This window comes from uncultured Algibacter sp., from assembly GCF_947495675.1.
GTDB lineage: Bacteria > Bacteroidota > Bacteroidia > Flavobacteriales > Flavobacteriaceae > Algibacter_B.
This window is the reverse complement of record NZ_CANLZX010000004.1, coordinates 226,996-238,886: the sequence shown is the minus strand read 5'-3', so window position 1 is coordinate 238,886 and position 11,891 is coordinate 226,996. Positions and strand designations below refer to the sequence as shown.

Genomic DNA, 11,891 nt, shown 5'->3' with positions numbered 1-11,891 from the left:
CTTTACTTATACTATACTGAGCTCTTGGCGCATAATAAAACCCGCCATCATTACCTTCATTAATACCAATAGCATGACCTAAATCTGCTCCTAAAGTAAACGCATTTGAAATAGTGAAACGAGTAGCAACAGCAATAGGCAAAAACTGAACATCAGGAAAATAAAAATATCCAATTCCATTATCTGTAGTTTTTCCAAATGAATTAGAAAAACCTGTTGCAAAACCAGCTTTAAAATTTTCTCCTGCAGTCCACAAATAACTAACATCTAAGGTAGCATTAAATGTCCATGGATTGGCAGTAACTGGTAAACCTAGATTAACTCCTACATTAAATTCTCCTTGAGCATTTACACTCTTTAGTCCGAATACTAAAAGAGCGGCAATAAAAAATATTTTTTTCATAAGAAATAAGTTCAATTTTATATTATTTGGTTTATAAATCTATAAAATATTATTTTTTTATGCACTTAACCTATATATAGGTATTAATCATGTTTTACGAATTAAACAACAGGTCTTCTATAAGTAAGTGTATAAAAAAAGGAAGCAGTAATGCTTCCTTTAATATTGTTTTATAAGTAACTACCAAGCATAACCCAAAGAAACACCTATACTAATAGTAGCAGAACTTAATGAAACAGCTAAGTCATCTGAACTTCCTGCTAAATAACCAATACCTGCAAATGTATCAATTAAGAAATGCTCTCCTAAAATCCATTGATGCCCAATTTCACCTCCTAAAGTAAAAAAACTAGCTGAGTTATTAAAATCATCTTCAAGCGAAAGATAACCCACAGAAGGTCCTGCGTGCCAACCATTTAAAGCTTCATTACTTGAAAAATAGAATCTATACTCAGCACCTAATCCAAAACCTGAAACATCAGAAATGTTGTAATATAATCCAGAAATAGTAGCTGTTTGACTTTCGTTAGTTGAAAACTCATAACCTGCATTAGCAACACCAAATGCTAAACCAATTGGATTTGCTTTAATAGCTTGTTCTTGTGCATTAACACTTGTTAATCCCATTACTACAATAGCAGCAAATAATAATAATTTTTTCATAATTTTAATATGTTTTTAGTTTGATTATAACAAATAAACATCATTTTTTTTTAAAATACTACAAATCGCCTATGGTTATCAACAATTTAATCAACACTAAAACATAACCAATTTATAATCAATAATTTAAATTTTAAGTTATTAACAATTTATAGTGTTTACATATAGAATTAGGCATTAATCTAAATTGTATATTCTTGATATTTAACTACATTTACAATTATGAAATGGCAAAACGCTTTAAAAGATTACCAATTATACCTTAAAATAGAGCGAGGGTTATCTAAAAACTCTATCGACAATTATGCATTAGATGTTAAAAAATTAATACACTTTGTTAAAACTAATAACATCACTTTTTCTCCTATAAATATTACATCTGAAATTATTCAAAAATTTATTCACGATATTGCTAAAACAGTTAATCCCAGATCACAATCAAGATTAATATCTGGCTTACGCAGTTTTTTTAATTATTTAGTTTTTGAAGATTACAGAAAAGACAACCCATTAGAACTTATTGAATCGCCTAAAATTGGAAGGAAACTTCCTGATACATTATCTGAAGAAGAAATAGATCAAATTATAAAAGCTATAGATTTAAGTAAACCAGAAGGCGAACGCAATAGAGCTATGTTAGAAACCTTATATGGTTGCGGATTACGTGTAAGTGAATTAATAAATCTTAAAATATCAGATTTATTTTTTGAAGAGGGCTTTATAAAGGTTACTGGTAAAGGAGACAAACAACGTTTTGTACCTATTATAAACATAACACAGAAATACATTAATATTTATAGAAATGAAATTAGAATTCATTTAAATATAAAACCTGGACATGAAGATACTCTCTTTTTAAATAGACGAGGAAAACAATTAACCAGAGCCATGATATTTACTATAATAAAACAATTGGCTGAAAAAATAGAACTCAAAAAAAACATATCTCCACATACTTTTAGACATTCGTTTGCAACGCACCTTTTAGAGAATGATGCAGATTTACGTTCTATCCAACTTATGTTGGGCCATGAAAGTATTACAACAACCGAAATCTATGTGCACCTTGATAAAAGCCATTTAACTAAAGTTGTAGAGAAATACCACCCTAGAAAATAAATTATTGATAATCTACCCAAGTTTTTAAAAGCTAATTGTATAATTATTAATAATTTTCTTTTAGAAGTTTATAAAATAAAAAATCCAGTATTATAATACTGGATTTTTTTTAGTGACACCTAGATTATACAGGCAAATATTTACTTAGCAATATTAACTGCTCTTGTTTCTCTTATTACGGTTACTTTAACTTGGCCAGGATATGTCATATCGGTTTGTACTTTTTGCGATATGTTAAATGATAAATCTGCTGCTTTTTGATCGTCTACTTTTTCGCTTTCAACAATAACACGCAGCTCTCTACCGGCTTGAATAGCATATGCTTTTTTAACACCATTAAATCCAAAAGCAATATCTTCTAAATCTTTTAAACGTTGTATGTAACTGTCTAACACTTGTCGTCTTGCCCCTGGTCTTGCTCCCGATATAGCATCACATACTTGAACTATAGGTGCTAATAATGATTTCATTTCTATTTCGTCGTGGTGTGCACCAATAGCGTTACAAACCTCTGGTTTTTCACCAAATTTTTCAGCCCATTGCATACCCAAAATAGCGTGTGGAGTTTCCATATCTGCTTCTGCATCTGGCACTTTTCCAATATCATGTAACAAACCTGCTCTTTTAGCCATTTTAGGATTTAAGCCTAATTCTGCTGCCATTACGCCACAAAGCTTAGCAACCTCACGCGAGTGCTGTAACAAGTTTTGCCCGTAAGACGATCGGTACTTCATTCTACCTACCATTTTAATTAATTCAGGATTTAAATTATGAATTCCTAAATCAATCACGGTACGCTTACCAACTTCAATAATTTCCTGCTCGATTTGTTTTTGCGTTTTCTTAACAATCTCTTCAATTCTAGCTGGGTGAATTCTACCATCGGTAACTAATTTGTGTAATGATAAACGCGCCACCTCTCTTCGTACAGAATCAAAACATGATAAGATAATAGCTTCAGGCGTATCATCTACAATAATTTCTACACCAGTAGCAGCTTCAATAGCTCTAATATTACGACCTTCACGACCTATAATTCTTCCTTTAACATCATCAGATTCAATATTAAAAACAGACACACAGTTATCAACCGCTTCTTCTGTCCCAATACGTTGAATAGTATTTATAATAATCTTCTTAGCATCTTGTTCTGCTGTTAATTTTGCTTCTTCTAAAGAACTTTGAATATATGCCATGGCATCATTCTGAGCTTCTCCTTTTAAAGATTCAACTAATTGCTCTTTAGCTTCTTCAGCAGAAAGACTTGATATAACTTCTAATTGCTGAACTTGACTTTTATGTAATTTATCAACTGCTTCCTGTTTCTTTTCAAGTAAATCTAATCTATGATCGTAATTCTTAATTTTACTTTCAAGGCTTTCGTTAAGCTTTTTACTTTTTGATAATTCGTTAGAAATTTGAGATTCTTTATCTCGAGTTCGCTTTTCGGCTTCAGCCATTTTCTTGTCACGAGATAATATAACTTTTTCGTGTTCAGATTTAAGTTCTATAAACTTTTCTTTAGCCTGAAGTATTTTGTCTTTTTTTAGTGTTTCTCCTTCGCTTTTTGCTTCTTTAAGTATTAAAGTTGCATTTTTCTTTGCTTCTTTCACTAGTTTAGAAGCATTATTTTTTTCTAGTGTTTTTGCTATAATAAAGCCAATTATTAGCCCTAATATAACACCTCCTACTGCAAATATAATTGAGTTATCCATCGTTAATTTAGTTGATTTTAATATATAAAAAAACCTACACCGGTATAAAGTTTTGTATAAACTCCTTAAAAACAAGTTTAGGGCTAACAAGCTGATCAAGGGTCTGCTCGAGATACTAAAAATAAATTTAGTACTAGCAGCATGCTTTTACAACTTAAACTCACCCTTTTTAAAGAATTAACGTTGAGTTTATCAAAAAAAATAACCAATGTAGGCAGTAACTTTTAATTTATTTTAAAGAACGTTTTAAGAGACCAAATGCGAATGTAACAAATCATTAAGCGCATTTAGCTTTTCTTCTACATGCTCGTTTACATTTGCTTTATCAATAGACTTCTGCTCTACTTGAGATGCAAATTGCAAGGCACACATAGCCAATACGTCTTGTTTATCTCGAACAGAATAACTTTGCTCAAATTGCTTTATCATAGCCTCAATGTTTTTAGCTGCTTTTCGTAACCCCTCTTCTTGACTTGACTCAATTGTTAAAGGATATACTCTATTAGCTATAGATAGCTTTATTTTAAGCTTTTCTGACATTGATTTTAATTAACTTTAATCAGCGAGTTGAGCAATACAATGATCAATATCTCTAATTAATGCGTTTATTTTAAGCTTAGTTTCTCTTTTATTATCGTCACTACCAAGTATTGAATTTGCTATTTTAAGAGCCTCATATTTTTCTTCCCAATTAGCAATATGCTTTTTTTGAGATAATATTTCTTGCTTTGAAACCTCTAATTCTTCATTTAATTTCAAATTAGCAAGTTTTAAAAGCTCTAGTTTGTGTAATACTTTACTAATCTTGTTTTCTAACGAATCTACAATATCCTCAATATTACTCATTTAAAATTTTCAATACTTATATTACAAAGTTAACATTCCTATCCATAATTAACAATTGTTTTATCATAAAATTTTACTTTCATTTGTTAAGGTCGCCACACATCATCATGGCTTGATTTTTGTTTTATTCTTTGCGTTTTCATATCAAATTAATATTTTAGCCTAATACTTATCTATGAGATTTATACTGTCCCTCTTTCTAGCTTTTTCTTTATTATCAAGTGCCCAAAATAATTATCCCCAAGATTATTTTAGCAATCCATTAGAAATACCATTAGTATTATCGGGTACATTTGCCGAGTTAAGATCTAATCATTTTCATTCTGGCATGGATATTAAAACACAACAACGTACTGGCTTAAAAGTAAAAGCTTCTGCAAACGGTTTTGTTAGTAGAATAAAAATAGCTCATTATGGTTATGGTAAAGCACTTTACATTACACACCCTAACGGTTACACAACAGTTTATGCGCATCTTCAAAAATTTTCACCAGAAATTGAGGCCTATATAAAAAAGAAACAATACGAAAAAGAATCTTACGAAATAGAGTTGTTCCCTAAAGCAGAAGATTTGCCTGTTTTAAAAGACAACCTTGTTGCATATAGCGGAAATACTGGTGGTTCTGGTGGCCCACATTTACATTTTGAAATTAGAGATAAACAAGAACGCCCCATGAACCCCATGTTATTTGGAATTGACATTAAAGACACTACAAATCCAATTATAAAATCTGTTTACGCTTACCCTCTAGACGAAAATTCATTCATTAATAATTCTAATACTAAACAAAAATTAAGACTTACACCTTTAAAAAATGGTGATTATAATGCTGAAAATATTGAGGCTATAGGTAATATAGGATTCGCCATAAGCACGATAGATAGACAAGATTTAGCAGCTAATTCAAATGGTGTTTATAACATTCAAACGTTTATTAATGGAAGTAGAAATTTTGAAATAGATTTTAAACGCTTTTCATTTGACGAAACAAAACACATTAACCAACTTATTGATTACGAGCATTTTTCAACAAAAAAGCAACGGCTTCAAAAATTATTTAGAATTAATAACCCATTAAGCCTTTTTAAATCTACATTAAACGAAGGTATTATTAAGGTTGAAGATAGCGCTTACTCTGTATATAAAGTTAGAGTTGCAGATTATAAAAACAACGAATCATGGGTAACCATACATATAAAAGGCACAAAAAATAGTATTTCAAAACCTAAAGAAAAAAATATAACACCTTACTATATTAAAGCAAATGAAACAACAAATTTAAAAGCAGGTAATGTTAGTGTTGATTTTTACAAAAACACTTTTTACGATGATTTTTATATAAATTTTGAAGTAAAAAATGATACTTTGAAACTCCATGAAGATATTAAAGCTGCGAAAAATAATTTTAATATTACTTATGATGTGAGTAAATATTCAAATGAAGATAAAAACAAACTCTACATTGCTAGATTAATTGGATACAAAAATTATCCATCTTACACTTCAACCAAAAGAAAAAACAATCTTCTTATTGGTAGAACAAAAAAACTTGGCACCTATGCACTTACTATGGATACTATAAAACCTTCCATTTCGCCTATAAACTTTAAGAGTAAGCAATGGTTAAGTAAGTATAGATATTTAAAAGTTAAAATAAATGATGTAGGTTCTGGAATTTCAAATTACCGCGCAACCATAAACGGAAAATGGATTTTAATGGAGTATGATTACAAAAAAAACACATTAACTTACGATTTTAATGATGGTATTGTAACCGACACAAAAAATAATTTAAAAGTAATTGTTACTGATAATGTTGGAAATAATTCTACATTTGAAACGTTATTTTACAGAAAATAAACTTTTTAAACTTTTGAAGGCTAAACAACTATTAACCAACATCCTGTTTTTTTTAATCTTAACTTTTAGTTTTGCCCAAAACGCAACAATTAAGGGAGTTATTTTAGATGAAAACAACAAACCTATTGAAAAAGTTAGTATAAAATTTGAAACTAATGGTTCTGAAACTAATGCTAACGGTTTTTACAATATTACTATTCCTTCTAATAAAGATATTAAAATAGAATTTACGCATCTATCTCATAAAAAAATTGTGAGTACCTTCAATTTAAAAAATGGTGAAGAGTTTGAGTTTAACCCTGTAATGAGTACAGTTGTAGAGCAAATAGCAACGGTAATTATTAGTAGTAATAGAAAAAAAGAAGTTGAAGGTATTATTACTATAAAACCAGATGCCATAAGAAAAATACCTGGAGCTAATGCTGGTGTAGAAAACTTACTTTTAACCTTACCAGGAGTAAGTAATAACAACGAATTAAGTACACAATATTCTGTTCGTGGTGGTAATTATGATGAAAATTTAGTTTATGTAAATGGTATTGAAGTGTATCGTCCTTTTTTAGTGCGTTCTGGACAACAAGAAGGTTTAAGTTTTGTAAACACAAATTTGGTACAAAATGTAGATTTCTCTGCTGGTGGTTTTCAAGCAAAGTATGGCGATAAATTATCATCTGTATTAGATATTACCTACAAAAACCCTTATCAATTTGAAATTAATGCCGATTTAAGTTTACTTGGCGGAAGTCTTTCTATTGAAAATATAAGTAAAGACTCTAAGTTTACTAGTATTGTTGGTTTACGTTACCGCGATAACAGTTTGCTTGTAAATGCTAAGGAAACTGAGACTAATTTTAAACCAACTTTTGCCGATGCGCAAGGGTATTTTACTTATAAGTTTTCCAATAAATTTCACTTAAGCTTTTTAGGAAGCGCCTCTATAAACAAATACAATTTTGAGCCAGAAGCTCGGCAAACTAATTTTGGGACCTTGAGTGAGCCTGAAGCATTGTTGGTGTTTTACGAAGGCCAAGAAAAGGACAGATACCAAACACTTTTTGGGGCTTTTAAAGGGTCTTATTTTGCAAATGACAATTTAACGCTTCATTTAATAGCATCTACTTATCACACTACAGAAGAAGAATATTTTGATATTTTGGCACAATACAGATTAGGTGAAGTTAATAGTAATATTGGAGACGATAATTTAGGTGAAGTAGAATTTAGTGAAGGTATTGGCAGCCAGCTTAACCACGGAAGAAATGATTTAGATGCATTAATTACTAATATTGAACACAAAGGCGATTTTAAAATTAATGACAATAGGTTTGAATGGTCTTTAAAATATACTAATGAAGATATTAGAGATCGTTTGATTGAATGGGAAGTTATTGACTCTGCAGGATTTTCTATAAAACCACCAAAAATTGCCTCTAACCAACAACCTTATGAGCCCTTTACTGGGCCACTAGAACCGTTTCAAAATGTAAGAGCCACAAATAATACTCAAATAAACAGATTTCAAGTATATGGACAATGGAGTAAACGCAGTAATTTAGGAACTAGCGATGTTTGGTATAATGCAGGTGTTCGCGCACATAGTTGGTCTGTTAGTGGCGATGGCATTGCAACATCAAATCAAATGGTATTTAGTCCACGTGCACAATTTGCCATAAAACCATATTGGGAAAAAGATATGCTTTTTAGAATTGCTGGAGGGTTGTATTACCAACCACCTTTTTACAGAGAACTTCGTGATGCCAATGGAGTTATTCAACCTAATGTAAAAGCACAAAAATCATTTCACCTTGTTTTAGGAAACGATTATAGCTTCAAAATGTGGGACAGACCTTTTAAATTAACTTCAGAAGTGTATTATAAAAACCTATCTGATGTAAATCCATATACACTAGAAAATGTACGAATTCGCTATGCTGCAAACAATAGTGCAAAAGCTTATGCTTATGGATTAGATATGCGCTTAAATGGCGAGTTTGTTCCAGGAACAGAATCTTGGTTAAGTTTTGGATATTTAAAAACTGAAGAAAATATAAACAACCGAGGTTATATTTCTCGACCTACAGATCAAAGATTAAAGTTTGCAGCATTGTTTCAAGATTATGTGCCAAATATGCCAAACTTAAAAATGTATTTAAATATGGTGTTTAACACAGGTTTACCAGGTGGTTCGCCTAGTTATGCAGACCCATATGAATTTCAAAATAGATTACCATCTTATAAACGTGCAGATTTTGGCTTACAATATGTTTTAGTTGATTCTAAAAAAACATTTAATAATGGTTGGAAAAAACCATTTAAGGAGTTGTCTTTTGGTTTTGAAATATTCAATATTTTTGATGTACAAAACTCTATTACTAACACTTGGGTAAGAGATGTAAGTACTAAGCGTCAAATTGCCATTCCTAATTATTTAACTCCTCGCGTTTTTAATATTAGAACCACCATGAAGTTTTAGTTTTCAATTTTTATTTTACACTTATATTTTCAGAAAAAACAATAAGTGAGTCTGTACCTGTTCCTGTTAAACGTTTTACATATACTTCAATATAATCACCATTAGATAAATCTATATCAGAAGTAATTGCAATATTTTGAATTTGGGTATCACTATCAACATAAACAATAGCATTAGACTCTGTTACTTCAACACCATTCTTATATAAAATAATAGCATAAAAATTACCTGAGGCACTTGTAATTCTAACAGACAAAGATGCGTTTACTTGAAAAGATCTATTTTCTATACCATCATAAACCAATCGATTACCCCCTACTTCTGTAAATCTAAACAAATTTGTAGCTGTAAATGTTCCTGATCCCTGAATAGGTACTGCTGTACCATTCGTTATAGATTGAACAAAACCTGTAGTTAAACTACCATTAAAATAAAAATTTGCTGATGCACTAATATCATTTTCCACTTTTAAACCAGGACAATCAACATTCCAATTATTACTAAAAAAATAACCAGGATAAGTTCCAGCAGTATAACCTAAAACATGAGTTCCTACACCAGAGAATGGAGTTCCAGAAATAACCCCTGCTCCAACAGTTGGATTCGCACTTACATCAATTCCAATTACTCCAGCAGAAATATCAGAAAAACCACTAACCTTTTCAATTAAATCAAAACTACCAACATAAGTTTCAAATGTTCCTGTATTATTACCAAACCAACCTAAATTACTTAAAAGCAAGCTATTAATATCTGTAAAAGTAAAACCATCTGTATTATTTACTAATTGAACAATACTCATAAACACAAGTTGAAAATTAGAAATATTCCCTACACTTCCAGAATTAACTATTATACTATTTTGAAAAACTAATGATTCTGCACCAGAACCTGTTAAATTAAAAACACTTCCGCCAAGTGAAATTAATGTTAAATTTCTAATACTACCGCCATTTGTACCAGAAAATATTGGGCCACCAGATCCAACTAGCTTATCTTCATTAGCATCTATACCAGAAACATAAGCATTATTAATGTCTATTGGAGCCGCTAATGTAATACTACCATTAATTTCATAATAAGTATTAGATGTTAGTAGATAAGTACTTCCTCCACCAGCTGCAAGTTCATCTGCTAAATCGGAAGCATTTTTCACTAATTTATAATTATCCCTGCCTTGACTTTGCATCTTATTCCAAATGGCATTTTCAAAATAATAAAAAGCACCTTCATCTGTATCATAAACTAGTAAACCATCAGCAGGTGTGGCAATTGTAGTTCGTTGTAAAGAGGTCATTCTTGGTGTTAAAATACCTTTTGTAGTTGATGATATTTCTAAAATAGAGGATATATGGGGATTTGTTGTTCCCATACCTATTTGAGCAGGTAAATAACTAGTAAATAATAACAAAAAGGTAAAAAAAAAGAAAATAATACACTTAAATCTCATAACATTTTTTATTTGGGGCATTAATAAAACGTGTGAGACTTATTACAAATATAGTAAATAATATATTACTTTTTTTACTAGCGTAATATTAAAAAATGTATTGGATGTTTTTAAACAAATGCTTTTAATGTATTAACAACATAATCAACCTCTTGTTTAGTATTAAATTTACTAAAAGAAAAACGAATAGAAGGTTTATTTAAATCTGCTTCATCTAAAATTTCTAATAATACATGCGATTTTTTAGAGCTACCACTTTGGCAAGCACTTCCTCTAGAACACGCAATACCTTTTAAATCTAATTGAAATAATAGCATTGCGCCATTTCCTGTTGTTATAGGCAAACAAACATTTATAAGTGTGTATGTGCTTTTTTCAAAATTATCAGAACTACCATTAAATTTCACTTCCGGAATAGCTTTTGTTATTTCATCAATAAAATATTGCTTTAATGATTTTACATAAAGCGTCTCACTTTCTAAATTGTTTGTCGCTATTTGTAAAGCTTTTTCTAAACCAATAATATTATGAATGCTTTCGGTTCCTGCACGAAGTCCACGTTCCTGTTCTCCACCAACTATTAAGGGTTGTAATCCAGAGTTTTTTTTAATAAATGCAAAACCAACACCTTTTGGTCCGTGAAATTTATGAGCCGAAGCTGCTAAAAAATCAACTTGAATATCTTGTAAATCCAAATTATAATGACCAATTGATTGTACTGCATCAGTATGAAATAATGCATTATTTAATTTACATAAATCTGCAACATGCTTTATATCTAAAATAGTTCCTATTTCATTATTTATATGCATTAAACTTACTAATGTTTTAGCATCGCTTTTTAGTAATTGTTCTAAATGTTTTAAATCTAAACTTCCATTTTTATTAACATTAACAAAACTTACTTCAATATTAAAATCTTTCTGCAATTTTTCTACAGTATGTAAAACTGCATGATGCTCTATTTTAGAAGTTATAATATGTTTAATACCCAAATCTTTTACAACACTAAATAAAACTAAATTATCGGCCTCTGTGCCTCCCGAAGTAAATACTATTTCACCAGCAGAAACATTTAAACAGCTCGCAATCATTTTTCTAGACTTTTCTACTAATGCTTTTGAAGATCTACCAAAACTATGTGAAGATGAAGGATTTCCAAAATTAGTTCTCATAACCTCAGCTATAGCCTTTATAACCTCTTCTCGCATGGGAGTAGTTGCTGCATTATCAAAATAAACTGATTTCATTTAATTGAGTATAATTATACTATGCCATTTAATAATTAAATAGCTTTGAGGACCAAAAATAATTCAAATAAAATTATTATCAATATTCCACGTTATAAATAACAATTCTAT

At 30.2% G+C, this 11,891-nt stretch carries 10 protein-coding genes and 1 other RNA gene; 3 read left to right on the top strand and 8 right to left on the bottom strand.

Going from position 1 to position 11,891, the window contains the following annotated elements; genetic code table 11:
• Window positions 1-403: hypothetical protein (locus Q0842_RS04915; protein WP_298494943.1), on the bottom strand; the 403-nt coding region annotated here is incomplete at its 3' end.
• Between the two features lie 180 nt (window positions 404-583).
• A complete protein-coding gene (locus Q0842_RS04910; RefSeq protein ID WP_298494941.1) occupies window positions 584-1,066 on the bottom strand; it encodes a DUF3575 domain-containing protein in 483 nt (160 codons plus the stop codon).
• A gap of 222 nt (window positions 1,067-1,288) precedes the next feature.
• Here Q0842_RS04910 and xerD point away from each other — a divergent pair, with 222 nt between their 5' ends.
• Complete coding sequence (gene xerD, locus Q0842_RS04905; RefSeq protein ID WP_298494939.1) at window positions 1,289-2,185, top strand: site-specific tyrosine recombinase XerD; 897 nt, start codon at window positions 1,289-1,291, stop codon at window positions 2,183-2,185.
• A 140-nt stretch (window positions 2,186-2,325) separates the two neighbouring features.
• Here xerD and rny read toward each other — a convergent pair whose 3' ends face one another.
• From rny to Q0842_RS04885, 4 genes are all read right to left on the bottom strand, one after another.
• Window positions 2,326-3,900: a ribonuclease Y gene (gene rny / locus Q0842_RS04900; RefSeq protein WP_298494937.1), complete on the bottom strand. Its 1,575-nt coding sequence runs from the start codon at window positions 3,898-3,900 to the stop codon at window positions 2,326-2,328.
• Between the two features lie 58 nt (window positions 3,901-3,958).
• Window positions 3,959-4,089: non-coding RNA, 6S RNA (ssrS, locus tag Q0842_RS04895), on the bottom strand.
• A 57-nt stretch (window positions 4,090-4,146) separates the two neighbouring features.
• Entirely contained in the window at window positions 4,147-4,440 is a 294-nt protein-coding gene (locus tag Q0842_RS04890; RefSeq protein WP_298494935.1) for a cell division protein ZapA, read from the bottom strand.
• Between the two features lie 15 nt (window positions 4,441-4,455).
• The gene (locus Q0842_RS04885; protein WP_298494933.1) at window positions 4,456-4,746 is read right to left on the bottom strand and encodes a hypothetical protein; all 291 of its coding nucleotides are present in this window, start codon (window positions 4,744-4,746) and stop codon (window positions 4,456-4,458) included.
• A gap of 175 nt (window positions 4,747-4,921) precedes the next feature.
• Between Q0842_RS04885 and Q0842_RS04880 the strand changes: the two genes are divergently transcribed.
• Both Q0842_RS04880 and Q0842_RS04875 read left to right on the top strand, forming a co-directional pair.
• Window positions 4,922-6,607 carry a M23 family metallopeptidase gene (locus tag Q0842_RS04880; RefSeq protein ID WP_298494931.1) on the top strand — a complete coding sequence of 562 codons (1,686 nt, stop codon included), beginning with the start codon at window positions 4,922-4,924 and terminating at the stop codon, window positions 6,605-6,607.
• Window positions 6,561-9,080: a TonB-dependent receptor plug domain-containing protein gene (locus Q0842_RS04875; protein WP_298494929.1), complete on the top strand. Its 2,520-nt coding sequence runs from the start codon at window positions 6,561-6,563 to the stop codon at window positions 9,078-9,080. The genes Q0842_RS04880 and Q0842_RS04875 overlap by 47 nt, the downstream gene beginning before the upstream one ends.
• A 10-nt stretch (window positions 9,081-9,090) precedes the next feature.
• Here Q0842_RS04875 and Q0842_RS04870 read toward each other — a convergent pair whose 3' ends face one another.
• Both Q0842_RS04870 and Q0842_RS04865 read right to left on the bottom strand, forming a co-directional pair.
• A complete protein-coding gene (locus Q0842_RS04870) occupies window positions 9,091-10,530 on the bottom strand; it encodes a cell wall anchor protein (RefSeq protein WP_298494927.1) in 1,440 nt (479 codons plus the stop codon).
• Window positions 10,531-10,640: 110 nt separating this feature from the next.
• A complete protein-coding gene (locus Q0842_RS04865; RefSeq protein ID WP_298494925.1) occupies window positions 10,641-11,780 on the bottom strand; it encodes a cysteine desulfurase family protein in 1,140 nt (379 codons plus the stop codon).
• Between the last annotated feature and the right edge of the window lie 111 nt (window positions 11,781-11,891).

Excerpts from the sequence above, each read along its gene's own strand:
- Q0842_RS04910 (WP_298494941.1), bottom strand. The coding sequence starts at position 1,066 with ATGAAAAAATTATTATTATTTGCTGCTATTGTAGTAATGGGATTAACA.
- xerD (WP_298494939.1), top strand. The coding sequence starts at position 1,289 with ATGAAATGGCAAAACGCTTTAAAAGATTACCAATTATACCTTAAAATA.
- rny (WP_298494937.1), bottom strand. The coding sequence starts at position 3,900 with ATGGATAACTCAATTATATTTGCAGTAGGAGGTGTTATATTAGGGCTA.
- Q0842_RS04890 (WP_298494935.1), bottom strand. The coding sequence starts at position 4,440 with ATGTCAGAAAAGCTTAAAATAAAGCTATCTATAGCTAATAGAGTATAT.
- Q0842_RS04885 (WP_298494933.1), bottom strand. The coding sequence starts at position 4,746 with ATGAGTAATATTGAGGATATTGTAGATTCGTTAGAAAACAAGATTAGT.
- Q0842_RS04880 (WP_298494931.1), top strand. The coding sequence starts at position 4,922 with ATGAGATTTATACTGTCCCTCTTTCTAGCTTTTTCTTTATTATCAAGT.
- Q0842_RS04875 (WP_298494929.1), top strand. The coding sequence starts at position 6,561 with ATGTTGGAAATAATTCTACATTTGAAACGTTATTTTACAGAAAATAAA.
- Q0842_RS04870 (WP_298494927.1), bottom strand. The coding sequence starts at position 10,530 with ATGAGATTTAAGTGTATTATTTTCTTTTTTTTTACCTTTTTGTTATTA.
- Q0842_RS04865 (WP_298494925.1), bottom strand. The coding sequence starts at position 11,780 with ATGAAATCAGTTTATTTTGATAATGCAGCAACTACTCCCATGCGAGAA.